The sequence below is a fragment of the Xanthomonas sp. NCPPB 2250 genome (assembly GCF_056725265.1).
Window position 1 is genome coordinate 3938741 of the sequence record NZ_CM161520.1, and the last position, 24473, is coordinate 3963213.

Here is a 24473-nt window from a genome sequence, read left to right on the forward strand (position 1 = left end):
CGATTTCGCGTGGTGCGGCATAGGCATCTCCAACAGCCCCTTCGCATTTGCATTGGCGCTGCTTGCTTTCGTAGGAGCGGCTTCAGCCGCGACGGGCATTCACGCTAACGCCCGTCGCGGCTGAAGCCGCTCCTACGACGAGGAGAGGCGCCCTCTCGCGAGGAGGCTCCCCTACATCGCCTGCTTGCGCACCGTCAGCGTCGCGTCGGCCTTGCCGCCATCTTCCAGTTGCAACTGCAGCGGCACGGCCTGGCCTTCGATCAGCGCCCCCTTGCCCTGCATCAGCATCAGGTGCATGCCGCCCGGCTTGAGCTCGACGCGTGCACCGGGGGCCAGCGGCACGCGCTCGACCGCGCGCATCCGGCTGACGCCGGCCACCAGCGTGGTCTCGTGCAGCGACACATCGCCGAAAGCGGGGCTGCTGGCCCCGACGATCGTGACCGGCGTGCCGCAGCCGTTGTGGAGCACGCCATAGCCGGCGGTCATCGGCATCGCCGGATTCGGCGGCAAGCGCGCCCAACCCTGCTCCAGGGTCACACACGCCGGTTCCGCAGCCGACGCAGTGGCGGCAGCCGCCGCACACAGCACGAACAATACGCCAGCGAATGGTTTGGTTATCATCGCCGAGGTTCCTTCTTCGAAAGCAGACCGCAGCATGACGACGCTCATCGACGTGATCAACCACGGCCCCCTCCGCGAACTGCGCCTGGCGCGGCCGCCGGTCAATGCGCTGGACACCGAGCTGTGCCGGCACCTGATCCAGGCGATCGAGCAGGCCGGCGCCGACGGTGCGCACGGCATCGTGCTGTCGGGCAACGAACGCCTGTTCTCCGCCGGCATGGACGTGCCGCACCTGCTCGGCCACGGCGACGACCGCGCCAAGCTGCTCGGCAGCTGGCAGCAGTTCTTCGGCGCAGCGCGTGCCCTGGCCGCCAGCCCGATCCCGGTGGTCGCAGCGCTGACCGGCCACGCGCCGGCCGGTGGCTGCGTGCTGGCGCTGTGCTGCGACTACCGGGTGATGGCGCGCAGCCCCGATGCGGCGCATCCGCTGCACATCGGCCTCAACGAGACCCAGGTCGGCCTGGTCGCCCCGGAAGGCATCCAGCGCCTGCTGCGGCGGGTAGTCGGCGCGCACCGCGCCGAGCGCCTGCTGGTCGGCGGCGACCTGGTCAGTGCCGAGCGCGCGCTGGAGATCGGCCTGGTCGACGAACTGGTCGACGCCGACCTGGTGGTGGCGCGCGCGCTGGCCTGGCTGCTGGACCTGCTCAAGCGCCCGCGGCAGCCGATGCTGCAGACCCGTGCCATCGCCCGCGCCGACCTGCGCGCGGCGCTGGCCGACGAGCACATCGGGCTGGAACGGCTGATCGACGACTGGCAGGCGCCGGACACCCAGGCCGCACTGCGCGCGCTGGTGGCGCGGCTGGGCAAGGGCTGAGCGGAGCGGGCACGCGGGCGGGCGTGGACGGCCCGCTATAATCGGCGCACGTCCGTCGCCAGGCCCCGCCTCTTGTCCGCCAAGCCCGCCCCCGTCGTCTCCGAACTGATCGAGCTGCTGTCGCTGGAGCGGCTGGAGGACAACCTGTTCCGCGGCCAGAGCCGCGACATCGGCACCAAGTACGTGTTCGGCGGCCAGGTGCTGGGCCAGGCGCTGTCGGCGGCGCAGGCCACGGTCGAGAACGCGCGCCGCGTGCACTCGCTGCACGCCTACTTCCTGCGCGCAGGCGACATCGAGCATCCCATCGTCTACGACGTGGACCGCACCCGCGACGGCGGCAGCTTCTCGGTGCGCCGGGTCACCGCGATCCAGCACGGCAAGGTGATCTTCTTCTGCGCGGCCTCGTTCCAGGAACAGGAGGACGGCGCCACCCACCAGCTGAAGATGCCGGAAGTGCCGCAGCCGGAAGACATCGAGCCGACCCCGGCGGCGCGCCCGGAAGTGCTGGCGACGCTGCCGACCAAGGTGCAGCGCTGGCTCTCGCGCGGCGGCCCGTTCGAGTTCCGCCACGTGTATCCGCGCGACGAACTGAATCCGCCCAAGCGTCCGCCGTTCCAGCAGATGTGGCTGCGCCTGAGCGAGCCGGTCGGCGATGCACCAGAACTGCACCAGGCGCTGCTCGCCTACGCCTCCGACTTCCACCTGCTCGGCACCGCCACCTTCCCGCACGGCATCAGCTACTACACGCCGAACGTGCAGATGGCCTCGCTCGACCACGCGCTGTGGTTCCATCGCCCGTTCCGCGCCGACGACTGGCTGCTGTACTCGCTGGACAGCCCCAGCGCGCAGGGCGCGCGCGGCCTGGCGCGCGGGCAGTTCTTCACCCGCGACGGCACCCTGGTGGCCAGCACCGCACAGGAGGGCCTGATCCGCGTGGTCCCCGACGCCGACGCCGCGGCGCAGGTGCCGGCAAAACGCTGAGGACACGAACATGCGTCAGATCTTCAGCAGCCAACGTGTGGAAACCGCCGAAGGTGTCGCCGCCCTGCTGCGCGATGCCGGCATCGACGTGCGCCTGAGCAACGGCCGCTCCTACCGGACCCGGCGCAGCGGCCAGTTCAGCTATCTCGACCCGGTCGCGGCGCAGGCCCAGCCCACGGTGTGGGTGGTGCACGCCGACGACCAACCGCGCGCACGCGAACTGCTGCGCGACGCCGGCCTGCTCGACAGCACCCGCCGCGACCCGGAACAGGGCCGTGCGCCCTATCTGAACGAGTTCCGCTCGCAGGTGGAAGCCGACACCGGCAAGCGCTGGGCCTGGCGCATCCGCATCGCCCTGCTGCTGGCGATCGGTGGGGTGGCGCTGATCACGGCGCTGCGCCATCGCGACAACCGCGCGCCGACCACCGCACCGGCACAGGCACCCGCGACGCAACCGGCCACGCCCCCGGCGCAGAACAACGGCAGCGACGAAGTGCGCGTGCGCGTGCAGCCGGCACCGCGCGGCAACTGAGCCGCGCCGAGCGCAGGTCTACGCATGCGGTGGGCATCGCGTATGCGATGACGTCCTGCCGATGATCGTTCTTGCGCGACGGCGTGGTACCGGGTGCTGCGACGACAATCCGATCGGCACGGCGATCGCGTCCTGCACGCGGTGTTCGCTGTAGCAAATGCCGGCACCGCAACCGGCCGCGACGCTGTCGACGCACCGCGCGACCATGCACTTCCCACGCTGCACCTGCGCCGCACTGCACAGCGCGCGACAGCAGGTTTGGGTCCATAAAAAAACGCCCCTGCGCGATGGGCGCAGGGGCGCTGTCGATCGGCGCCTTGGTGCAGTGACGCCGCGGCCACCGCCGCGGCGGATGGCTCAATTGCTGTCGGGCGCCGGCATCGGTACCGGCGCATCGCCGCCGCGCTGCCCGCCCGGGCGATGCGCCCAGCGCTTGGCCTGCGCCGCATCGAACTCGGCGCGGCTGAGCATGCCGTCCTTGTTGGTGTCGGCCGCGGTGAACCAGGCATCGCGATGCTGCTTGGCGCGCAGTTCGAAGTCGGCACGGTCGATGTAGCCGTCCTTGTTCACGTCCATCTTGTCGAAGCGCGCGGCGAGCTTGGGATCGGCCTGCGCTTCGGCGCGGCTGATGCGGCCGTCCTTGTTGGTGTCCAGCTTGGCCATCATCGCGCCGGGCACGCCGTGGTCGCCCGGGCCACCGTGACGGCCGTGGCGCGGCCACTCGTCGCGGCTGAGCTTGCCGTCGTGGTTCTTGTCCATGGCGTCGAAATGCTCGGCCAGGCGCGGATCGGCGGCGGCCTCGCTGCGGTCGATGACGCCGTCGCCGTTCTTGTCGAGCGCGGCGATGCCGCCGGCATCGGCAGGCGCGGCGGGATCGGCCGGCGGCGGAGGAACAGCGTAGGCGGTACCGGACAGCACGGCCAGCACGGCCAGGGCGAGCAGCGGGTTGCGAGACTTCATGGGTCACTCCCTGAGGATGATGAGGAACCTGCCGAAGACGGCAGGCGTCCGGCGCCGCAAGCGGCCCGCATCGCGGGCCGGCACCGCGGTGCCTTCCCTGCTGACAACGCCCCGTCGCCGCCGCGGTTGACCCGCCGCCGGGCGCATTCATGGACGGGACAGTCGCGGCCCCTGCGATGGCGAAGCGCTATGCTCGACGCATGGCTATCCATTCCGACGCCAGCGACGACCTGCGGCTGTTCCAGACCGGCCAGCACGCGTGTGGCTACTGGCCCGAGCGGCAGGCCCGCGACCTGGTGCTGGACCCGCACGATCCGCGCCTGGGGGCGCTGTATCCGCTGGCGCTGAGCTGGGGCTTCCGCCGCTCCGGGGATCTGGTCTATCGCCCGCACTGCGACCATTGCCGCGCTTGCGTTGCGGTGCGCATCCCGATCGACGCGTTCGTGCCCGATCGCAGTCAGCGCCGCTGCCTGGCGCGCAATGCCGATGTCGAGGTCCGCATCGTCGCCGCCGAGCGCAGCGAGGAACAGCTGGCGCTGTACCAGCGCTACCTGCGCCACCGCCATCCCGGCGGCGGCATGGACGATCACGGCGCGCACGAGTTCGACCAGTTCCTGATCGGCCGCTGGTCGCATGGGCGCTTCCTGGAGCTGCGGCAACGCATGCCGGACGGACGGCGTGGGCCGCTGCTGGCGGTAGCGGTCACCGATATCGCCGCGCAGGCGCTGTCGGCGGTCTACACCTTCTACGACCCGGATGCCGGCGCGCGCGGCCTGGGCACCCTGGCGATCCTGCAGCAGATCGCCTGGGCGCGACGCGAGGGCCTGCGCCACCTGTATCTGGGCTACTGGATCCGCGGCCACCAGAAGATGGACTACAAGCGCCGCTTCCGGCCGCTGCAGGCCTACGACGGCCGCCACTGGCGCGACTTCGACGACTATCTGCGCCAGCTCGGCGGCTAGCCGTCGGCCACCGATACCGCGCTGCCCAGCCGATGCCGCCGCACGTCGCCGCGCCATCGTGCCGACATGCCTTGCATGCGAAAATCGGCGCATGACATCACGCCTCCTCCTGCTCGCCCTGACCCTGCTGTGCGGCGCCTGTGCGCACACCGCTCCCACTTCCGCCCCGATGACCGACGCCGCAGCGCCCGCCGCCACGACACTGCGCCTGGCCACCTACAACACCTCGCTCAATGCCGACGACCCCGGCGCGCTGATCGCCGCCCTGCAGGGCGACAGCGCGCAGGCGCGCAAGATCGCCGCGGTGCTGCAGCAGGTGCGTCCGGACATCGTGCTGCTAAACGAGTTCGACTACGACGAGGCGCACCGCGCCGCCGACCTGTTCGAGCAACGCTACCTCGCGGTGCCGCAACCGCACGGCGGCGCGGCGCTGCGCTATCCCTACCGGTACCTGGCCCCGGTCAACACCGGCGTGCCGAGCGGCCTGGACCTGGACAACGACGGCCATGTCGGCGGCGAAGGCCGCGCGCGCGGCAACGACGCCTGGGGCTACGGCCTGCATCCCGGCCAGTACGGCATGCTGCTGCTGTCGAAATACCCAATCGACACCGCGGCGGTGCGCAGCTTCCGCCTGCTGAAATGGAGCGCGATGCCCGACGCGCTGCGCCCGGTCGATCCGGCCACCGGCCGCTTCTTCCACAGCGACGCGGTCTGGGCGCAGTTGCGGCTGTCGTCCAAGTCGCACTGGGACGTGCCGGTGCGCACCCCGCTGGGCGTATTGCATGCGCTGGTGTCGCACCCGACCCCGCCCGTGTTCGACGGCGCGGAGAAACGCAACGCCGCACGCAACCACGACGAACTGCGGCTGTGGCGCGAGTACCTGGACGATGCCGGCAGCGGCAAGGCGCGCTGGCTGTGCGACGACGCCGGCCGCTGCGGCGGGCTGGCCGCCGATGCGCAGTTCGTGATGCTCGGCGACCTCAACAACGACGTGATCGACGGCGACGGCCACCACGACGCGATCCGCGCGCTGGTGACGCATCCGCGTGTCCTGCAATATCCCACCCCGCACAGCGCTGGCGGCGAGGAGACCACGCGCGCCTACGCGGCCACCGGCATCGACCATCGCGGCCCCCCGCAGCAGGTCACCGGCGATTTCGGCCCCAAGGCCGGCACCATGCGCCTGGACTACGTGCTGCCGTCGCGCAACTTCCGCTACCTGGACAGCGGCGTGTTCTGGCCAGCCTCCAATGATGCCTCCGCCGCCATCGCCGACGGCAGCGACCACCACCTGGTCTGGGTCGACGTCGCCGCGGGGCCGTAAACGCAGGCGGCCCGGCGCGGCGCGCAGCATGGCGCCGCCTCGCAGCACCCCACAGGCGGCCTGACGGCCGCCTTTTGCTTGTCTGGCCGGCGCGCCAGGCGCCTGGCGAGCGGCCTGCACCCGCGCGTCCGCGTTGACCGCTGGCCGCGAGGCGGCGCCGGTGTGAGCAGGGCCCGACGCGTTCGCGGCAGCGGTGCCGCCCATCGGATCGCCCCTCCTGCGCAGGCACCTGCGCCGGGCGTTGCCATCGGCCTTGATCCAGATCAAGGGCAAGACTGCGCCGACGCGGTCCAATGCCTCCCGCACCCGGTCGGGATGCGCAAGCGGATGGCGAGAATGCGAACGCAACAGTTGCAACAGGCGCTGGAAGGCCTCAATGGCGCCACCGCCGATATCGAGGCCTCGGCGCTGATCTCCCTGGACGGGCTGATGATCGCCTCGGCGATGCCGCAGGGCATGGACGAGGACCGCGTCGGCGCGATGTCCGCGGCGCTGCTCGCGCTGGGCGAGCGCAGCGCGCGCGAACTGGCGCGCGGCGCGCTGGAGCGGGTGCTGATCCAGGGCGAACTCGGCTACGTGATCATGAGTGCGGCCGGCCGCGAGGCGGTGCTGACCGTGCTGGCCAAGCCCAGCGCCAAGCTCGGCCTGGTGTTCCTGGACATCAAGCGCGCCGCGCAGGCGCTGCAACAGATCCTGTAGGGGGCCGCCATGCCGCTGCCGCCGATGCAAGCGCCGCACGAGCCGCACCGCAGCGCCGAGCTGCGCTACCACGACGGCAGCCGCCGCACGGTGTACTGGAGCGAACGCGAGGTGGCCTATCCGGACGGGCGCCTGATCGTCTCGCGCACCGACCTGGACGGCATCATCACCCACGCCAACGACGCCTTCGTCGAACTCAGCGGCTGGCCGCGCGAACTGCTGATCGGCGCGCCGCACTGCATCCTGCGCCACCCGGAGATGCCGCGGCGCGCATTCCGCGAACTCTGGGACACCGTGCTGGCAGGCGAGAAGTGGCACGGCTACGTCAAGAACCTGCGCCGCGACGGCGCCTGCTATTGGGTCTACGCCACCGCGTTGCCAAACGTCCGCGGCGGCCGCGTGGTCGGCTTCACCTCGGTGCGGCGCAAGCCGTCGCGACGGCGCATCGACGCGTTGCAGCCGCTGTACGCGCAATGGCTGCAGGACGAACGCGCGGAGCCGCTGGCATGAGCTGCACGTTCCTGGTCGCGCCGGACTTCGCGCCCGAGTACTTCGGCGGCTGGTACCTGCTCAGCACGGTGCTGCAGCGCCGCGCCGGCCTCGGCCTGCGCCTGCTGATGCCGGCCGACGCCGCCGAACAGCGGCAATTGCTGGACGACAGCGTCGTCGACCTGGTGTACGCCAGCCCGTTCGACGCCAGCGCGTTGATCCGCGACCGCGGCTACCTGCCGCTGGCCAGGCCGCGCGGGCACGCCGACGAGGTGGTGATCGCGACCGCGGCCGAGGCGCCGGCGCGCTGCGTGGAAGACCTGCCCTACGGCTGCCGCATCGCGCTGACCGCCAACCACGACGTGCGCCTGATCGGCCTGCGCCTGCTGGAACCGGCCGACCTGGAGCCGGAACGCATCGCCTGGCGCCCGGCCAGCAGCTACGCCGCGGTGGCGCGGCTGCTGCTGGAAGGCGAAGCCGATGCCGGCCTGTTCCTGGCCACCGCCTACCACGGCCTGTCGCGCCTGACCCGCGAGCGATTGCGCCCGCTGGTGGAAAGCGCGCTGTGCGATATCGCCCACGTGCTGCTGGCGCATCCGCGCCTGGGCCCGCAACTGCCGGCGCTGCGCGACGCCCTGCTGGCGCTGGGCGATGCCGCGCACCCCGACGACCAGGCGGTGCTCGACGCGCTGGGCCTGGAGCGCGGCTTCGAGGCGATGGCCACGGAGGACGCCGAATTCATGATCGACCTGATCGACACCTTGCTGGACTGAGGCGCCCATGCCCACGCTTCCCGCTCGCGATCCCGCACGCCTGGTGATGCGCACCCATGCCCGCGCCCTGCTGCGCGACCCGCGCGACGCAGCCGCGCACCTGGCGCGGCTGCACGCGGCGCTGCAACTGCACGACAACGAACCGACCCAGGGCGTGCTTGCCGACCTGTTCGTGGCCTTGCCGCGGCACGACGTCGCTCTGCGCCAGCTGGCGCTGCAGATGGCCGCGACGCATCTGGCGCCGCACGTGGCCGAGGCCTTCCAGCGCCACAGCCAGGGCCACGCGCTGCTGCCGATCAACGCCCTGGCCACGCGCTGGAGCGTGCTGGCGCGGCCGTCCGCCGACGTGCCGGCGCGGGTGCGCCGGGCCAGCCCGGACCATTCGCGGCGGATGGTGCGCGAGGTGGTGGACGCGCTGTGCGACGGCGCACCGATCGCCGCGGCGCGCTGCGAGCGCGAGTTCCTGGACTACTGCATCAGTTGCCAGGACAAGCTCGCCTTCATGCTCGCCACGCGCGAACTGCGCCGCCATGCGCTGGCCCTGGGCGACCGCTGGGACAGCACCGCGCGCTGGCTGCAGCAGCGCGAGCCGCTGGGTGGCCGCAGCGTCGACGCCCTGTCCTTTTCCAGCGCGAGTGCGCCGCGATGACCGCCCCCGACCCGACCAACTCCGAACCGACCTGGCTGATGCCGACCCCGCACGGCGTGCTGCACGGCTTCGCCAGCGCCACGCCCGACCGCCTGCAGCGCGCGCTGCAACTGCTGCTCGGCGCGCACGGCGCGCTGTCGCTGCAGGAATGGCGCCAGCGCGTGGGCGGCGACGCACAGCGGCTACTGCAGGAGGCGCGCGAACAGCAATGGGTGCAGTTGCTACGGCGCGCAGTGCCGGGCCCGGAAATCCGCCTGGACGATTTCGCCCAGCACGTGATCGCCCCGCTGTCGGCCGAACGCCGCGCGGTGCTGGCCTCCGACAGCGGCTTCTGCCTGGGCCATGCCGGCCTGGACCAGGAACAGGCCGACACGCTGAGCGTGGCCGCGGCCGACTTCTCCGGCTTCGCCCAGCGCCAGAGCGCGCGCGGCTGGCACGGCGCGCACCGCTACGTGGCGTTCTACAGCGAGCCGCAACTGCTGCTGCCGGACTGGTCGTTCGTGCCGTTCTGGGTCGACGGCGCCGGCTACTGGCTGGTGCTGGGCGGCGAGGCCCTGCTCAACAACCTGGCGATGGTCGAACTGGTGTGGAGCATCCGCCTGGCGGCGGCACGGTTTGCGCCGCCGGCTTAGCGGCTGGGAATGGGGAATCGGGAGTGGGGAATGGGAAAGCGGGTCCCCTTTGGCCCCGCTTTCCGAGCGCTCGCAGTTTTATGCGTCTAGATCAATGGTCAGGGCAGCGGCAGCGTCGCGGGCGGTCTGGCGTGCCTGCTCGATGTCGGTGCCGCGGGCCAAGGTCACGCCGACGCGGCGGTGGCCGTGCACGCTGGGCTTGCCGAACAGACGCAGGGCGGTGTCCGGCGCCTGCAGCGCGGCATCGACATTGCCGAAGCGTGGCACGCCTTCGCCGTGCGCCAGCAGCGCGCACGAGGCCGACGGACCGTTCTGGCGGATCGACGGAATCGGCAGGCCGAGGATCGCGCGCGCATGCAGGGCGAATTCGCTCAGTTCCTGCGACACCAGGGTGACCAGGCCGGTGTCGTGCGGCCGCGGCGACACTTCGCTGAACCAGACCTCGTCGCCCTTGACGAACAGCTCCACGCCGAACAGGCCCCAGCCGCCGAGATCGTCGGTGACCGCACGGGCGATGTCCTGCGCGCGCTGCAGGGCCAGCGCCGACATCGGCTGCGGCTGCCAGCTCTCGCGGTAGTCGCCGTCCTTCTGCCAGTGCCCGATCGGATCGCAGAACGCGGTGCCGCCGGCGTGGCGCACGGTCAGCAGGGTGATCTCGTACTCGAAGTCGATGAAGCCTTCGACGATGCAGCGGCCGGCGCCGGCGCGGCCGCCGGTCTGCGCGTACTCCCACGCCGCATCGATGTCGGCGGCGCTGCGCAGCGTGCTCTGGCCCTTGCCGGAGGACGACATCACCGGCTTGACCACGCACGGCAGGCCGACCGCGGCGATCGCTTCGCGGTATTCCTCTGGCGTGTCCACGAAGCGGTATGGCGAGGTCGGCAGGCCCAGGGTTTCGGCGGCCAGGCGGCGGATGCCTTCGCGGTCCATGGTCAGCCGCGCCGCACGCGCGGTGGGGATCACCCGCTGGCCGAGGTCGCGCTCCAGCGCCACCAGGGTCTCGGTGTGGATCGCCTCGATCTCCGGCACGATCAGGTGCGGCTGCTCGCGCGCGATCAGTTCGCGCAGCGCCATCGCATCGAGCATGTCGACCACGTGGCTGCGGTGCGCGACCTGCATCGCCGGGGCGTCGGCATAGCGGTCCACCGCAATCACTTCCACGCCGAAGCGCTGCAGTTCGATCGCCACTTCCTTGCCCAGCTCGCCGGAGCCAAGCAGCAGCACACGGGTGGCGGAAGCGGACAACGGGGTTCCCAGAGTGACCATGGCGGCGGCGCCTGCGCGAAGAGGGGGTGGCTATTTTAAAGCCGCCCGTCCGCCGCCTGCACCGCATCGGCGATGGCCTCGGCGACCCGCTGCACGCGTGGCGCGCGGCGCACGTCCGGATGCACGACCAGCCAGATCTCACGCTCGACGTCGCAGCGTGGCGCCTCGGGCAGTTCGACCAAGGCCCCGCCGGCGCTCACCGCGGTCGCCTCCAGCAGGAACCGCGGCAGCAGCGCCACGCCTGCCCCGGCCGCGCAGGCATGCAGCTGCGCGGCCATATCGTTGGCGACGAACGCGAACCGGCGCCCGGCCGCGAAGCGCTGCAGCCATTGCTGCTGCGGGGTGTGCGCGAGCGCATCGTCGTAGCCGACGAATGGCCAGCTGGCAGGCGCCGCGTCGGCCCACTCCGGGCTCGCGCACAACGCGAAGCGCATGGTGCCGATGCGCCGCGCCACCAGTCCCGGCGCCTGCGGCCGCGACAGCCGCACCGCCAGATCGGCGTCGCGCGCGTACAGGTTGGCCGCCTGCGCCTCGCCCAGCAGATCGATGCGCAGCGCCGGCCAGGCACGCTGCGCGCGGGCTAGGCGCGGCGCCAGGAAGTGGCTGGCGAACACCGGCGAGGCCGAGACCCGCACGACGCCGTCCAAGGTCGTGGCGCCCTGCGCGGCGCGGCCGAAGGCATGCGCCTCGGCTTCCAGGCGCGTGCCGTGCTCGGCCAACTGCCGCGCTTCGGCGGTCGGCAGCCAGCCACGCGGCAGGCGGTCGAACAGGCGCATGCCCAGTGCGGCCTCCAGCGCGTCGATGCGCCGCGCCACCGTCGAGTGCTGGACCCGCAAGGTCCGCGCCGCCGAGGACAGGCTGCCCTCGCGCAGGACGGCCAGGAAGTAGCGGACGTCGTCCCAGCTCATCGCGGGAGATGCGGCCGGGAGTGGGTTGGTATCGGTCGAATTTTGCACAACATCTGGGCGAAAGAAGGAAATTCCGCCGAATTATGCACAGCCGGATGATGACTGCTCCCTCCCCATCCCGAGAAACCGCCATGTCCCCTCCCCGCACGGCCCTGCGCATCGGCATCGACCGCTACGGCGACGCCGACGTGCTGCGCCGCCTCGACGCGCCGGTCGCCGCCCCCGGCCCCGGCCCCGGCGAGGTGCGCATCCGCCAGACCGCCATCGGCGTGAACTTCGTCGACATCTATTTCCGCAGCGGCGCGCATGCCTTGCCGCACCTGCCGGCGGCACTCGGCATCGAGGCGGCCGGGGTGATCGACGCAATGGGTGCCGATGTGCGCACGCTCACGCCCGGCCAGCGGGTCGCCTATGCGGGCCTGCCCAACGGCAGCTACGCCAGCCTGCGCACCCTGCCGGCCGCGCGCGTGCTGCCGCTCCCCGACGCGCTGAGCGACGAGGCGGCCGCGGCCGGGCTGTTGAAAGGCATCACCGTCCACATGTTGCTGCATCGCTTCCGTCAGGTCGCCGCCGGCGACACCGTGCTGGTGCACGCCGCGGCCGGCGGGCTCGGCCTGCTGGCGACGCAGTGGGCGCGCGCGCTCGGCGCACGCGTGATCGGCACGGTCGGCTCGGCCGCCAAGGCCGAGCTGGCACGCCGCTATGGCGCCGAGGCGGTGGTGGAGTATCGACAGGAGGATTTCGTCGCCGCCGCGCGCGCGTTCGGCGGTGGCGACGGCGTCGACTATGCCATCGACGGCATCGGCGGCGAGGTCCTGACCCGCACGCTCGGCGCCGTGCGCCCGTTCGGCCTGGTCGCGAGCATCGGCCAGGTCGCCGCGGTCGGCGCACGGCACTGCGTGGACCTGGACGATCTCGGCCCGGCGCGCTCGATCGCGCTGGCACGGCCGAGCGTGCTGGGCTTCATCGCCCGCGACCTGGACGGCTACCGCGCCGCGGCGCAGGCGACGCTGCAACGGCTGGCCGATGGCCTGCAGGTCGAGATCGGTGCACGGCTGCCGCTGGAGCGCGCGACCGACGCGCACCGGCTGCTGGAATCGCGCACGAGCACCGGTGCCATCGTGTTGCTGCCGTAGCCATGCGACGGTGCGTGGCGGTGTTTGACTGTGCAGCAGCATCCCGCGTCCTGGCCCCCACCAATCCCGAATCCCGACTCCCCAATCCCGGCCCCTTGCAACCTGATATCAATTTGATATCTTTTCGTCCAACCACCCAAGGACGTCCACCATGAAAGAGCAGCCCCGTTCCTCCCTGCCCGGCATTCCGATGATCGTGGGCCTGGTTCTGGTGTTCGTGGCCGGCGCCGGCGCGATCATTGCCACCGGCGTGCTGCAGCCGTCGGCGATGCCGTGGACCCTGCTGGTCGCGATCCCGGTGCTGACCGTCGCGCTGTTCCTGGTGGTTGGCCTGTACGCGCTGGAACCGAACCAGGCCGCGGTGCTGAGCCTGTTCGGCCGCTACGTGGGCACGGTCAAGGACCCGGGCCTGCGCTGGAACAACCCCTTCTTCAGCAAGCGCAAGGTCAGCCAGCGCGTGCGCAACTTCGAGAGCGGGCGGCTCAAGGTCAACGAACTGGACGGCAGCCCGATCGAGATCGCCGCGGTGATCGTGTGGCAGGTGATGGACGCGTCCGAGGCGGTCTACAACGTCGACGACTACGAGAGCTTCGTGCACATCCAGTCGGAGGCGGCACTGCGCGCGATGGCCACCAGCTATCCCTACGACCAGCACGAGGACGGGCAGATCTCGCTGCGCAGCCATCCCAACGAGATCAGCGAACAGCTCAAGCGCCACCTCGACGAACGGCTAACCCAGGCCGGCGTGGACGTGATCGAGGCACGCATCAGCCACCTCGCCTACGCCCCGGAAATCGCCCAGGCGATGCTGCAGCGGCAGCAGGCCAACGCGGTGATCGCCGCGCGCACCCGCATCGTCGCCGGCGCGGTGGGCATGGTGGAGATGGCCCTGGCCGAACTGCAGAAGAACGGTGTGGTCGCGCTGGACGAGGAGCGCAAGGCGCACATGGTCAGCAACCTGCTGACCGTGCTGTGTTCGGACCGCGGCACCCAGCCGATCGTCAACGCCGGCTCGCTGTACTGAGGTGCCGATGTCCATGCACGCCGCCATCGCGCCGCTGGCGCTCGCCCTCTCCGGCCTGCCGGCCCTGGTCATTGCCGCCTGGGTCGGCGGCAAGGGCGACGACCGTGCGCGCGGGCTGGGCCTGCGCTGGGCGCTGATCGGCCTGGCGATCCTGATCGGCGCGGCGGCGCTGTACTGGACCGGCGGCCAGCGCACCGGCGTCTATGCGGTGGCGATCGCACTGCTGCTGACGGTGAACGCGCTGATCGTGTCGATGCTGCTGCACCTGCGGCGCAGCGACGCCGCGCGGCAGGAGCGGTCATGAGCGAGAAGAAGGCCTATCCGCTGCGCATCAACGCCGACGTGCTGGCGGCGGCGCAGCGCTGGGCCGACGACGAACTGCGCAGCCTCAACGCGCAGATCGAATACGTGTTGCGCGACGCGCTGCGCAAGGCGGGCCGGCTGCCCAAGCCCGGCGACGACAAGGAACGCACCTCATGAGCAAGCGTTGGGAGTACCTCACCGTCGAGGCCAAGACCAACCTGATGCTGGGCCTGAAGCTGGACGAACTGCAGGCCGATCTGAACAAGCACGGCAAGCTCGGCTGGGAACTGGTCAACGTGCTCACCCTGGCTGGCACCAAGCCGCTGATGATGTTCAAGCGGGAGCTCTGACATGCGCCCGCATCGGGTTCTTGCGCTTGCACTGACGGCGCTGCTCGCTCCGCTCACGGTGCTGGCCGCGACGCCGCAACAGACCGCCAGCGCGCTGCTGGATCGCCTGCAGGCCGGCGATCTGGCTGCGGTCGAAGCCGAGTTCACCCCGGCGATGGCCAAGGCGGTGCCATCCGACAAGCTGGCCGAGGCCTGGCGCATGCTGTCCACACAATTGGGCGCGCTGCAGCAGCGCGGCCCGGCCAGCGAACGCGAGCAGCACGGACTACGCGTGATCGAACAGCGCCTGCAGTTCGAGCGCGGCGCACTGCTGGCGCACGTGTCGATCGATGCGGACGGCAAGATCGCCGGCCTGCTGTTCACTCCCGCACCACCGCCGGCGCCGGCGCCGCCCGCCGCCGACGCCGGCTTCAGTGAACAGGCGTTTGCGGTTGGTCCGCTGCCGGGCACGCTGGCGCTGCCGGCTGGCAAGGGTCCGTTCCCGGCGGTGGTCCTGGTGCACGGCTCGGGTCCGCAGGACCGCGACGAGACCATCGGCCCGAACCGTCCGTTCCTCGACGTCGCCCGTGGGCTCGCCGCGCAGGGCATCGCGGTGCTGCGCTACGACAAGCGGACCTTCGCCTTGCCGGAGAGCTTTGCCGGGCGCATCGACGAGGGTTTCACCATGGACGACGAGACCACCAACGACGCCGTCGCCGCGGTGGCGGCGCTGGCGCGCACGCCCGGCATCGACCCTGCGCGGATCGTGGTGATGGGCCACAGCCAGGGCGGCATGCTCGCCGCCCGCATCGCACGCCGCTCCGGCAAGACCGCCGGCATCGTGCTGTGGGCAGCCCCGGCGCGACCGTTGCTAGACCTGCTGATCGAGCAGAACCGCTATCTGTTGAGCCAGGAACATCCGCCGTCGCCGCAGCGGCAGGCGGCGCTGGCCGAGATCGAGCGCCGCGTGGCCAAGGTCCGCGGCAGTGGCCAGGTCGCGCGCAGCGATTCGCCGTTGGACGTGCCCGCCACCTACTGGCGTGCGTTCGACCAGGTCGACCCGGTCGCCGACGTCCGCGCGCTCGGGCAGCCGGTGCTGTGGCTGCAGGGCGAGCGCGACTTCCAGGTCACCGCGCCGGACTGGCAGCGGTGGCAACAGGCACTGGGCGACGATCCACACGCCACACTGCATCGCTACGCCGCACTGAACCATCTGGGCATCGTCGGCACCGGCGCGCCCGGACCAGCCGAGTACGCGACGCCCGGCCACGTCGACCCGGCCCTGATCGCCGATGTCGCCGCCTGGGTGCGCGCCCTGCCCGCCAACCACGGCGCCGCGCCATGAGCCGGCTGCGATCCACAGCGCCCTCGCCGGCACGGCGGTATCCGGTGGCGCCGGCGCATGGGTTGGGTCTGGCCTTGTGGCTGTGGCTGCCGCTGCTGCTCGTCGCCGCCGTGATCGGCGCCTTCGCGCTGCACGCCGCGCGGCCCGGTGCGCTGTGGTGGCATTTCGGGCTGCTGGGGCTGATCGGCGTGGCCGGCACCGCCACCTTCGCGCGGCAGCGCGTGCTGCTGCACGACGGCCTGGTGGAGGTGCGTGCGACGTTCCTGACCAAGCGCGTGCCGCTGGCTGCGCTGCGCCTGGGGGACGCGCGCGCGTGGTCGCGCTGTCCGAGCACACCGGCTTCAAGCCGGCCTTGAAGCTGCTCGGCTTCGGCTACCCCGGCTTCCATGCCGGCCACTACCGGACCCGCGACGGGCACAAGGCGTTCTGCCTGATCACCAGCGATCGCGTGCTGGCCGTTCCGCTGCACGACGGCGGCTGGCTGCTGCTCAGCGTCGAACACCCTCGGCAGGTGCTGCAGGAATGGCAGGCGCTGGCGGCGCCGGCGCGTGGCGGCGAAGACACACGCGGCGCGACCCGCCGCATGGCGTGAGTCCGACGCGCAGCGCCGCGTCGATCGCCGCTGCGAGCGGCCCTCGCACAGGGCAGGACATGCCGCGCGCAGTGCGGTAAGTTCTCGCGGCTCGTACGCGTCAAATGCGCCGAGGACGCCAAGCCGAGGGTTCCGGCGTATCCGAGGCGATACGCTGGACCAGCAGCAACGCTCGCCCTCGTCGCCAGCGGCATGCACAGGGACGCGACCTCGCCTCAACCATCAAGCAACTCTCCAGGATCGGCCCGATGGACGACACCGCGCCCCGCGAGACTCCCGCCACCGCACCGGCGCTGCCGCCGACGCTGTCGGCGCGGCTGCACGGCCTGCATTGGCACCGCGATCTGGTCGGCGAGGCCGGCGCCCTGGTCTATCGGCTCGGCGGCACCGGCACGCCAGACCTGTACCTCAAGCGCGGCACCGGCGCCTCGCACGACGACGTGGTGGACGAATTCGCGCGCCTGCACTGGCTGCGCGGAACGGGCTGCGTGCCGCGCGTGCTGCATTTCGAGGCCGACGCCGCCGGCGCCTGGCTGCTGAGCGAAGCGCTGCCGGGCAAGACCGCCTACCAGTGGCTGCAGGAGGCGCCCGCGCAGGCCGAGCGCATCGTGCAGACGCTGGCCGACTTCCTGCGCCACTTCCACGCCTTGCCGATCGACACCTGTCCGTTCGACGCCAGCCACTCGCTGCGCCTGGCCGCCGCGCAACGCCGGCTGCAGGCGGGCCTGGTCGACACCGAGGACTTCGACGAGGCGCGTGCCAGCTGGTCGGCGGACGCGGTGTGGCAAGCGATGACCGCGCTGCTGCCGCTGGCCAGCGAGCGCGTGCTGAGCCACGGCGACTATTCGCTGGACAACATCCTGCTCGACGCGCCGGACCACGTAGTCGGGGTGATCGACCTCGGCCGCGCCGGCGTCGCCGAACCGTACCAGGACCTGGCGATCCTGGCCAACTGCCTGGACGAATTCGGCCCGCAGCTCGCCGACCATTTCTTCGCCGCGTACGGCATCGCCACGCCGGACCTTACGCGGCTGCAGTTCCACCAGTTGCTCGACGAGTTCTTCTGAGCCGCGTCTGCCGCGGCGTGTGCAGCGCGGCAGGATCGCCCCACGACTGGCCGCCCGCGTTGCTTGGCTCTACCCTGTGCCGATGCGCACCGTCCCCAGCCTGCTGCTCAACACCGAGACCATCGAACTGCTGCCGGCCGCGCGGCTACGCGCCCGCAGCAACGCCGATGCGCGCCAGCTCGCGCAGGCGACCTGGCTGCTGCGGCGCAAGCACGACGGACGCTACCTGGCGACCGCGAACGCACACGGGCTGCACACGCTGGTGCCGCGGCTGATGCACGAACCCGGCATCGACGCGGCCCTGGATCGGCTCGACGCGCTGCCCGCACGCGGCGCGATGGCGGCTGATGAGACCTGGTTGCCGCTGCACGCGCTGCAGGAGCAACTGGTCCAGCTGGGCCTGGCCGCCGACGCCTACGCGCAGCGCACCGGCCTGCCGCTGCAGCCGGAACCGGCCACCCTGCACGCGGCCGGCGACGACCGCTACCGACGCCCGCTGTGGCTGAGCGCCGACGCCGCACGCGCCTGGCACGCGCTGCGCCATGCCGCCGCGCGCGATGGCGTGGTGCTGGAGGCGATCTCCGGCTATCGCAGCCACGCGTATCAACTGGGCATCTTTGCGCGCAAGTTCGCCCGCGGGCAGACTCTCGCGCAGATCCTCGCGGTCAATGCCGCGCCGGGCTTCAGCGAGCACCACAGCGGGCACGCCCTGGACATCGGCACGCCCGGCGAACCGCCGGCCGAGGAAAGTTTCGAGCGCACGCCGGCCTTCGCCTGGCTGCGCGACCACGCCGGCGCCTTCGGCTACCGCATGAGCTATCCGCGCGACAACCCGCATGGCATCGTCTACGAACCCTGGCACTGGTGCTGGCAGGAGGCCGCTTGCGCATGATCCGTTCCGACACCCGCCGGCCGCGCGCCGGCACCGCCGCCTGGCGGACCTTGACCCTGCTGGCCCTGGCCTTGCCCACCTGCGCCGCCGCGCAATGGCACGACCGGCAGGGCCAGGCGCTGCCGGACAGCGCCGAGCGCGGACACGACAAGGCCTTCGCCGCCGCGCTGCAGATCGCCGATGACGCCGACTTCAGCGCGTTCGCGCAGGAGTGGGGGCAGACCGAGGCCGCGCATGCGCCCAACCTGCGCACGATCGCGCGCGTGAAGCGCGGCCAGTTGCTGCGCGTGGCGCTGCTGTATTCCGGCTGCGCGCCCAGCCCCAACAACGGCGGCGCCTGCGATGCGCAGATGAGCCTGCGCGTGCTCGGCCCCGACGGCAGCACCACCCTGCAGGACCCGATGCGGCCACTGGGCATGGGCGGCCCACCAGCCGCCGCCGGCCTGCTGGAACTGGCGCCGCTGTCGGTGCAACTGCGTTTCGAGGACAGCGACCCGCTCGGCACCTATACCGTGCAGGTCACGGTCAACGATCCCAGCCAGGACGCGTGGGTGCGGTTGAAGGCGCAGGTGGAACTGGTCGGCGACCGCTGAGTACAGGCCGTATCGGCCACGAAGACCGGGAATGTTGATGAACGAGCACATCGATCATCGGCGCCGTGCCGCCAGCGCTACGCTGCTCGGCGCTGGCGCCGGCTTGGCGCTATCAGGATGCGGGCGCAGTGCCCCTGATCCACTGGAGATCGGCGACATCGCTGCCATCGATCGGACCCGCGTCGCGCGCATCGCGCGACCGCGCAGCACGGCCGAGGTCGCTGCCCTGCTGCGCGACAGCCGCGGCGCGGTGTCGGTCGGCGGCGCGTGTTACAGCATGGGTGGCCAGGTCAGCGCCGCCGGCTCGCTGCATCTGGACCTGCGTGAGCTGGTCGGCGTGGTTCATCTGGATCCGGGCGCGCAGCGGATCCGCGTGCGCAGCGGCATGCGCTGGCGCGATGTGCAGGACCAGATCGATCCGCACGATCTTTCGGTTGCGGTGATGCAGAGCTACAGCAATTTCAGCATCGGCGGCTCGATCTCGGTCAATTGCCACGGTCGCTACCTGCACGCCGGCCCGATCGGGCACACGGTAAAGGCCCTGCAACTGGTCGATGCGCAAGGCAGCGTGCACGAACTCGATCACGATCGCGAGCCGGCGCTGTTCGCCGCCGCGATCGGCGGCTACGGCGGGCTCGGCGTGATCACCGAGGCCGAGCTGTCGCTGGCCCACAACGATGTACTCGAACGCCACGTCCAGCAGCTGACGCTGGTCGAGTACCCGGCCTTCTTCGCCGAACGCATCGCCAGCGATCCGCTTGCGATCATGCACAACGCCGATCTGATGCCGCCACGCTTCGACCAGCCGTTGGCGGTGACCTGGCGCCGCAGCACCGGGACACTGACCGAGCCCCGCCGGTTGCTGCCCCGCGGACAGAACTACACGCGCGACCAAGCGATGATCTGGGCTGCCTCGGAGTTACCGCTGGGCCCATGGCTGCGCGAGCACTACCAGACCGAGCCGCTGCTGCACACGCCGGCGGTCATGCGCCGCAACTGCCAGGCCAGCCTGGATGCGAAGGCGCTGGAACCACGCACCCGGCGCCTGTCCACCTTCCTGCTGCAGGAATACTTCGTGCCAGTGTCCGCGTTCGCCGCATTCGCGAAGGAAATGGCCGCGATCCTGCGTCGCCATGAGGTCAATGCGCTCAACGTCTCCATCCGCCACTCGCCCGCCGATACGGTGGCGTTGCTGCGCTGGGCGACGCAACCGGTGTTCTCGTTCGTGCTGTACCACAAGCAGCGCAGCGGGATGGCCGCGGACCGCGCCTCGGCGGTGTGGACGCGGCAGCTGATCGATGCCGCACTTGCACACGGCGGACGCTATTACCTGCCGTACCGCCTGCATGCCAGCACCGACCAGTTCGCCGCGGCCTATCCGGAGGCCGAGGCGTTCGCGCGGATCAAGCGCCAGGTGGATCCGCAAGGACGCTTCCGCAACCACCTATGGGACAAATATCTGCCGCGCGCGTAGGGCAGCGCACAGAAGGCGCCTGGCTGGCGTGCATCGAGCGACACACAGCAGAATGCAACGCCACTCAGCGCCGCAGCGCGTCCACCGCCCACAGCAGCCAGCCCAGCATCAGCGTGGTGCCGCCGATCGGCGCCAGGCGCGTCGGCCACTGCGCCAGCGCGTTGCCGGCCAGGCTGCCGGAAAACAGCACGGTGCCGAGCAGCAGCAGGCACAGCGCACTCCGGGCGAGCAAGCGTTCGCTGCGGCGGCCTAGCGCCGCCAGCGCCACGCCGTGGCCGAAGGCGTACAGCGCCGCGGTCTGCAGGTGCGATTGCGCCAGGGGCTCGGCAACGCCGTGCGAGGCATAGGCGGACAGGCCGATGGACACGGCCGCCAGCAGCGCGCCGGCACTGCACAGCCAGAACGGCCCGCGCGTACGGCGATCGAACGTCAGCATGAGGGTTTCCTCCGGGAGCGCGGCAGCGTTTGCCGGCCCCATAAACAGAACGCGCCGCAAGATGCGGCGCGTTCCGGTTCACTCGTCCACCAGGGCAGGACTTACTTGATCGCCCAGTAGATGTCGTAGGTGCCTTCCGGCGTGAACGACTTGTCCACTCCGCCCTTCCAGGCTTCGTACGGACGGTCGGTCACGTCGTAGCCGCTGGTCGCGGCCCAGGCACGCAGCGCATTGCGCGCCGCATCCAGGCCCGCCATGTGGCCGGTGTAGCTGGCGAAGGCGGAACGGTGCGCTTCGGTACGCAGGTAGGTCACCGGAGCGCCCTGCGGGATGGTCACCTTCAGCGGCTCGCCGGAGGCGGCAACCGGGGTGGCATCGACCGGCGCGGCGGCCACGTCGTCCTTCTTGTCGTCCTTCTTCTCATCCTTCTTGGCGTCGTCCTTCGGCGCGCCACCGGCACGCTTGCGCACCGGCTGGGCGACGTCGAACGCGTACTTGTCGGCGCCGAAGTCGGTGGTGACGATGCGCACCGGACCGGCCGCTTCCAGGCCGTTGGCGTCCATCACCCGCTTGATCCACTCCTGGTTGTCCTTGATGGACTTCTTGATGGAGTCGTTGTCGCGGTCGATGTTGCCGGCGTTGACCACCAGCAGGTCCTCGGCCGGGACGTCGACGACCTTCAGGTCCTTCAACGGGGTGTCGTCGGAGCGGTAGTCCACGTTCGGCACGGTGGCCAGCACGTTGCTCAGGCGCGACAGACCCAGCTTGATGTCGTCGCCGACGTGGCGGCTGACGTACAGGCCGGCGTAACGACCCAGCAGGTCCCAACCGTACTTGACGGTGTAGTCCTGGGTGATCTTCACGTTGCGGCCGTTCTTGCCGGTCGGCTCCAGCTTGAAGCTGGTGGTCTTGTCCTTGCCCTTGGTCTCGTCCTCGATGGCGATGACCACGTCCTTGTTCTTCTCGGTCGAGGTGATGGTCCAGCTACCCTTGCCGATGTAGCCCTCCTTGGAGCTGTAGTCCAGGCGCGCGCCGACGCCGGATTCCGGGCCGGAGAGCTTCAGCTCGATGCGCGGGTCGCGCAGCACCAGGGGGTTCCAGTCCTTGAACCGACGCAGGCTGTTGACCGTGTCATAGACGATGGTCATGCGCCGATTGGTCTCGACGCTTTCGGACATGTGACGCTCCGAGGGCAGCACCACGCCGACAATGACGAACAGGCCAGCCACGATCCCCAGGGCGATCAGGAACTCGATAATACGGGTCATTCAGGAGGTCTCCGGGGCCGATCCCACGGCCGGGTTGATGAAGCGAAGCGCCCATCCTAGCAGGCTTCGCTGTCCGTGGTCAGCACATCACGGAATGCCGCTTCGCCCCGCGCCGCAACGGCCTTGCGCGGTGCCGGCAGCGGCGGTGCGCGCGGCGCCGGGGACGACCAGACCATTGTCCCAACGACGGCGGCGGACAGGCCGGCGCACCCAAGACCGGCCCGCATCGAATCGAGCAACGACGGCACTCTCGGACAGCCGGGCGTGTCCGCGCCATGCCAAGCCAAGGCCAGACCACTTGCCTGCGCGCGACAGGCGCGACAGCGCCATGCCGGCACGGTTTGCATGGCCTCCGGTGCCACGGGACCCGGCCGGCGTGCGCGCGACCCGCCTCCGCCGGCCGTCATCCTGTCTCGTTCAGACCACCTACGGCACCGCGCGGGGCATCCTGCTCGGTCAGACCAACTGCAGCTCGAACGCCTTCAGCACCGCCCGGGTCCGGTCGCGCACGCCGAGCTTGGAGAGAATGTTGGAGACGTGGTTCTTGATCGTGCCCTCGGCCACGCCCAGCGAGTTGGCGATCTCCTTGTTGGAGAAGCCGCTGGCCATCAGCCGCAGGATCTCGGTCTCGCGGTCGGTCAGCGGGTCGGGCCGGTCCAGGCTGACGAAGTCGTTGCGCATATGCTCCAGGCCGGACAGCAGGCGCTGGGTCACCGCCGGCTGCACCAGCGAGCCGCCCGCGGCCACGGTGCGGATCGCGCCGACCAGCTGCTCCAGCGACACGTCCTTGAGCAGATAGCCCTTGGCCCCGGCCTTGAGCCCCGCCAGCACCAACTGGTCGTCGTCGAAGGTGGTCAGGATGATGGTCGGCGGCAGCGCGGCGGCGCGCGACAGCGTCTGCAGCGCCTCCAGCCCGGACATCGACGGCATGCGCATGTCCATCAGCACCACGTCGGGCAGCACCTGCGGGATCAGTTCCACCGCCTGGCGGCCGTCGCTGGCCTCGGCCACCACCTCGATGCCGCCATCCAGCGCCAGCAGCGAGCGGATGCCCTGCCGCACCAGGGTTTGATCGTCGACCAGGCATACACGGATCATCACAACACTCCTTGGGGAACGGCGGGCGGCAGCAAGGTGGCGGCGCCGGGGACCGCGGCGCGCAGGCGGAAGCCGGCGCCCGGCGCGGCCGCCACGTCCAGGCTGCCGCCATACTGGCTCAGGCGCTCGCGCATGCCGCGCAGGCCGTTGCCGGGAGCCAGGGTCTCGCAACCGCGGCCGTCGTCGCGCGCCTGGATCACCACCTGCGGGCCGTCGCGGCGCACCTCGATCCACAGATTGTCGGCCTGGGCGTGGCGCACCGCGTTGGTGATGATCTCCTGGGTGCAGCGCAGCAACACGTGCGCACGCTCGGGATCCTCCACGGTCAGTGGCTCCTCCACCTGCAGATGGATCTGCAGCGACGGCACCCGCTCGGCCAGCGGCCGCAGCGCCGCCGCCAGGTCGATCGCGCCGCTGTCGCGCAACTGGCTGACCGCCTCGCGCACGTCGGTCAGCAGCAGCTTGGCCAGGGTATGCGCCTGCTGCACGTGCTCCTGCGCGCGGCCCTCGGTGATGTGCCCGGCCACTTCCAGGTTCAGGCTCAGCGCCGTCAGGTGGTGGCCGAGCAGGTCGTGCAGCTCGCGCGAGATGCGGGTGCGCTCGTTGACCCGGGCGCTCTCGGCCAGCAGCGCGCGGGTGGCGCGCAGTTCGGCGTTGAGCTGGCGCTGCTCCTCCCGCGCCTGGGTCTGCTGGCGCGCGACCAGGCTGGTGACGAAGATGAACATGGAGAAGCCGCCGTACAGCAGCGACTGCATCAGCGCCTCGAACGGCGGGAAGCCGATGGTCAGGTACACCGGCAGCACCGCCAACTGGCTCAGCAGCAGCCAGGCCACGCCGGCGCGCACCGGCAGCAGCCAGGGGATCACCCCGGCCGCCACCATCATCAGGATGCTGCCCAGCCCGGAGCGGTGCAGGTAGCCAACCGCCAGCGCGCAGATGGTCAGCAGCACCAGCATGCCGCGGTCGTACCACCGCACGCCGTCGCCGCTGTGCAGGCGCCGGGTCAGCAGGAAATAGACCACGCCGAAGCCCAGGTAGCTGGCCAGCAGCAGCCACACCTCGCCGCTGGGCATCCGCCCCGATTCCTCGACCGGCTCCCAGTACAGGTACAGCAACGGCATGCAGATGACGGCCCAGGTGAACAGGCCGGCATAGCGCAGGACGCGGGTATGGCTGAGATATCCCAACATGCAGCCATCTTAGGATGAACGGCGCGCATTGCACTCCCACGGAAGTCATGCCGGCGCGGCTCGCCGCCCCGGGTCGCGCGTGCGATAATCCGCCCCTGCGGTCCGCACGGGGCCGC

General features: G+C 70.9%; 30 protein-coding genes. 22 read left to right on the plus strand and 8 right to left on the minus strand.

What is annotated here, in order from left to right; genetic code table 11:
- Window positions 1–171: 171 nt before the first annotated feature.
- Window positions 172–621, minus strand: a complete 450-nt coding sequence (locus tag AC1PMG_RS15735; RefSeq protein ID WP_481111687.1) for a copper chaperone PCu(A)C — start codon at window positions 619–621, stop codon at window positions 172–174.
- Window positions 622–655: 34 nt separating this feature from the next.
- Between AC1PMG_RS15735 and AC1PMG_RS15740 the strand changes: the two genes are divergently transcribed.
- The 3 genes from AC1PMG_RS15740 (at window position 656) to AC1PMG_RS15750 (ending at window position 2948) form a co-directional block, all read left to right on the plus strand.
- The gene (locus tag AC1PMG_RS15740; protein ID WP_481109507.1) at window positions 656–1435 is read left to right on the plus strand and encodes an enoyl-CoA hydratase/isomerase family protein; all 780 of its coding nucleotides are present in this window, start codon (window positions 656–658) and stop codon (window positions 1433–1435) included.
- Between the two features lie 72 nt (window positions 1436–1507).
- On the plus strand, window positions 1508–2416 hold the full coding sequence (gene tesB / locus AC1PMG_RS15745; protein WP_010341175.1) for an acyl-CoA thioesterase II: 909 nt from the start codon (window positions 1508–1510) through the stop codon (window positions 2414–2416).
- A gap of 10 nt (window positions 2417–2426) precedes the next feature.
- Window positions 2427–2948, plus strand: a complete 522-nt coding sequence (locus AC1PMG_RS15750) for a putative signal transducing protein (protein WP_481109508.1) — start codon at window positions 2427–2429, stop codon at window positions 2946–2948.
- A gap of 357 nt (window positions 2949–3305) precedes the next feature.
- Here AC1PMG_RS15750 and AC1PMG_RS15755 read toward each other — a convergent pair whose 3' ends face one another.
- A complete protein-coding gene (locus AC1PMG_RS15755; protein ID WP_481109509.1) occupies window positions 3306–3908 on the minus strand; it encodes an EF-hand domain-containing protein in 603 nt (200 codons plus the stop codon).
- Between the two features lie 200 nt (window positions 3909–4108).
- Here AC1PMG_RS15755 and AC1PMG_RS15760 point away from each other — a divergent pair, with 200 nt between their 5' ends.
- The 7 genes from AC1PMG_RS15760 to AC1PMG_RS15790 all read left to right on the plus strand — a co-directional run bounded on the left by AC1PMG_RS15760 (window position 4109) and on the right by AC1PMG_RS15790 (window position 9436).
- The gene (locus AC1PMG_RS15760; RefSeq protein ID WP_017912412.1) at window positions 4109–4870 is read left to right on the plus strand and encodes an arginyltransferase; all 762 of its coding nucleotides are present in this window, start codon (window positions 4109–4111) and stop codon (window positions 4868–4870) included.
- Window positions 4871–4961: 91 nt separating this feature from the next.
- Window positions 4962–6194 carry an endonuclease/exonuclease/phosphatase family protein gene (locus AC1PMG_RS15765; RefSeq protein ID WP_481109510.1) on the plus strand — a complete coding sequence of 411 codons (1233 nt, stop codon included), beginning with the start codon at window positions 4962–4964 and terminating at the stop codon, window positions 6192–6194.
- A 336-nt stretch (window positions 6195–6530) separates the two neighbouring features.
- The gene (locus AC1PMG_RS15770) at window positions 6531–6893 is read left to right on the plus strand and encodes a roadblock/LC7 domain-containing protein (RefSeq protein ID WP_026143691.1); all 363 of its coding nucleotides are present in this window, start codon (window positions 6531–6533) and stop codon (window positions 6891–6893) included.
- Window positions 6894–6902: 9 nt separating this feature from the next.
- A complete protein-coding gene (locus AC1PMG_RS15775) occupies window positions 6903–7403 on the plus strand; it encodes a PAS domain-containing protein (RefSeq protein WP_342074409.1) in 501 nt (166 codons plus the stop codon).
- Window positions 7400–8155, plus strand: coding sequence for a PhnD/SsuA/transferrin family substrate-binding protein (locus tag AC1PMG_RS15780; RefSeq protein ID WP_481109511.1), 756 nt, complete (start codon window positions 7400–7402; stop codon window positions 8153–8155). The genes AC1PMG_RS15775 and AC1PMG_RS15780 overlap by 4 nt, the downstream gene beginning before the upstream one ends.
- Before the next feature lie 7 nt (window positions 8156–8162).
- Window positions 8163–8804, plus strand: coding sequence for a hypothetical protein (locus AC1PMG_RS15785; RefSeq protein WP_481109512.1), 642 nt, complete (start codon window positions 8163–8165; stop codon window positions 8802–8804).
- Window positions 8801–9436, plus strand: a complete 636-nt coding sequence (locus AC1PMG_RS15790; RefSeq protein ID WP_017912407.1) for a hypothetical protein — start codon at window positions 8801–8803, stop codon at window positions 9434–9436. The genes AC1PMG_RS15785 and AC1PMG_RS15790 overlap by 4 nt, the downstream gene beginning before the upstream one ends.
- 78 nt (window positions 9437–9514) lie before the next feature.
- Here the strand turns inward: AC1PMG_RS15790 and purT are convergent, their stop codons facing one another.
- Window positions 9515–10702, minus strand: a complete 1188-nt coding sequence (gene purT, locus AC1PMG_RS15795) for a formate-dependent phosphoribosylglycinamide formyltransferase (protein ID WP_481109513.1) — start codon at window positions 10700–10702, stop codon at window positions 9515–9517.
- Between the two features lie 35 nt (window positions 10703–10737).
- Window positions 10738–11610, minus strand: coding sequence for a LysR family transcriptional regulator (locus AC1PMG_RS15800; protein WP_481109514.1), 873 nt, complete (start codon window positions 11608–11610; stop codon window positions 10738–10740).
- A gap of 131 nt (window positions 11611–11741) precedes the next feature.
- Here AC1PMG_RS15800 and AC1PMG_RS15805 point away from each other — a divergent pair, with 131 nt between their 5' ends.
- The 12 genes from AC1PMG_RS15805 (at window position 11742) to AC1PMG_RS15860 (ending at window position 20365) form a co-directional block, all read left to right on the plus strand.
- Window positions 11742–12746 (plus strand): quinone oxidoreductase family protein, encoded by a 1005-nt coding sequence (locus AC1PMG_RS15805; protein ID WP_481109515.1) that lies wholly within the window; start codon window positions 11742–11744, stop codon window positions 12744–12746.
- 151 nt (window positions 12747–12897) lie between these two features.
- Window positions 12898–13770, plus strand: a complete 873-nt coding sequence (locus AC1PMG_RS15810; protein ID WP_148828822.1) for an SPFH domain-containing protein — start codon at window positions 12898–12900, stop codon at window positions 13768–13770.
- Window positions 13771–13783: 13 nt separating this feature from the next.
- On the plus strand, window positions 13784–14074 hold the full coding sequence (locus tag AC1PMG_RS15815; RefSeq protein WP_481111688.1) for a hypothetical protein: 291 nt from the start codon (window positions 13784–13786) through the stop codon (window positions 14072–14074).
- Window positions 14071–14250, plus strand: a complete 180-nt coding sequence (locus tag AC1PMG_RS15820) for a type II toxin-antitoxin system antitoxin (protein WP_148828821.1) — start codon at window positions 14071–14073, stop codon at window positions 14248–14250. The genes AC1PMG_RS15815 and AC1PMG_RS15820 overlap by 4 nt, the downstream gene beginning before the upstream one ends.
- Window positions 14247–14423, plus strand: coding sequence for a DUF4177 domain-containing protein (locus tag AC1PMG_RS15825; RefSeq protein WP_481109516.1), 177 nt, complete (start codon window positions 14247–14249; stop codon window positions 14421–14423). Before AC1PMG_RS15820 ends, AC1PMG_RS15825 begins: the two co-directional genes overlap by 4 nt.
- A 1-nt stretch (window position 14424) precedes the next feature.
- Window positions 14425–15747 carry an alpha/beta hydrolase gene (locus tag AC1PMG_RS15830; RefSeq protein WP_481109517.1) on the plus strand — a complete coding sequence of 441 codons (1323 nt, stop codon included), beginning with the start codon at window positions 14425–14427 and terminating at the stop codon, window positions 15745–15747.
- Complete coding sequence (locus AC1PMG_RS15835; RefSeq protein WP_481109518.1) at window positions 15744–16103, plus strand: hypothetical protein; 360 nt, start codon at window positions 15744–15746, stop codon at window positions 16101–16103. Before AC1PMG_RS15830 ends, AC1PMG_RS15835 begins: the two co-directional genes overlap by 4 nt.
- The gene (locus AC1PMG_RS15840; protein WP_481109519.1) at window positions 16061–16339 is read left to right on the plus strand and encodes a hypothetical protein; all 279 of its coding nucleotides are present in this window, start codon (window positions 16061–16063) and stop codon (window positions 16337–16339) included. The genes AC1PMG_RS15835 and AC1PMG_RS15840 overlap by 43 nt, the downstream gene beginning before the upstream one ends.
- Before the next feature lie 248 nt (window positions 16340–16587).
- On the plus strand, window positions 16588–17406 hold the full coding sequence (locus AC1PMG_RS15845) for an APH(3') family aminoglycoside O-phosphotransferase (protein WP_481109520.1): 819 nt from the start codon (window positions 16588–16590) through the stop codon (window positions 17404–17406).
- Between the two features lie 82 nt (window positions 17407–17488).
- A complete protein-coding gene (locus AC1PMG_RS15850; RefSeq protein ID WP_481109521.1) occupies window positions 17489–18298 on the plus strand; it encodes a M15 family metallopeptidase in 810 nt (269 codons plus the stop codon).
- Window positions 18295–18891 carry a hypothetical protein gene (locus tag AC1PMG_RS15855; protein WP_481109522.1) on the plus strand — a complete coding sequence of 199 codons (597 nt, stop codon included), beginning with the start codon at window positions 18295–18297 and terminating at the stop codon, window positions 18889–18891. Before AC1PMG_RS15850 ends, AC1PMG_RS15855 begins: the two co-directional genes overlap by 4 nt.
- A gap of 37 nt (window positions 18892–18928) precedes the next feature.
- Window positions 18929–20365, plus strand: a complete 1437-nt coding sequence (locus AC1PMG_RS15860) for an FAD-binding oxidoreductase (protein WP_481109523.1) — start codon at window positions 18929–18931, stop codon at window positions 20363–20365.
- Between the two features lie 64 nt (window positions 20366–20429).
- Here AC1PMG_RS15860 and AC1PMG_RS15865 read toward each other — a convergent pair whose 3' ends face one another.
- The 4 genes from AC1PMG_RS15865 to AC1PMG_RS15880 all read right to left on the minus strand — a co-directional run bounded on the left by AC1PMG_RS15865 (window position 20430) and on the right by AC1PMG_RS15880 (window position 24357).
- Window positions 20430–20801: a DUF423 domain-containing protein gene (locus tag AC1PMG_RS15865; RefSeq protein ID WP_267093667.1), complete on the minus strand. Its 372-nt coding sequence runs from the start codon at window positions 20799–20801 to the stop codon at window positions 20430–20432.
- Between the two features lie 101 nt (window positions 20802–20902).
- Window positions 20903–22069, minus strand: coding sequence for a polyketide cyclase (locus tag AC1PMG_RS15870; RefSeq protein ID WP_342074423.1), 1167 nt, complete (start codon window positions 22067–22069; stop codon window positions 20903–20905).
- Between the two features lie 456 nt (window positions 22070–22525).
- Window positions 22526–23167: a response regulator gene (locus tag AC1PMG_RS15875; protein ID WP_017907693.1), complete on the minus strand. Its 642-nt coding sequence runs from the start codon at window positions 23165–23167 to the stop codon at window positions 22526–22528.
- The gene (locus AC1PMG_RS15880) at window positions 23167–24357 is read right to left on the minus strand and encodes a sensor histidine kinase (RefSeq protein WP_152240199.1); all 1191 of its coding nucleotides are present in this window, start codon (window positions 24355–24357) and stop codon (window positions 23167–23169) included. The genes AC1PMG_RS15875 and AC1PMG_RS15880 overlap by 1 nt, the downstream gene beginning before the upstream one ends.
- Window positions 24358–24473 lie beyond the last annotated feature (116 nt).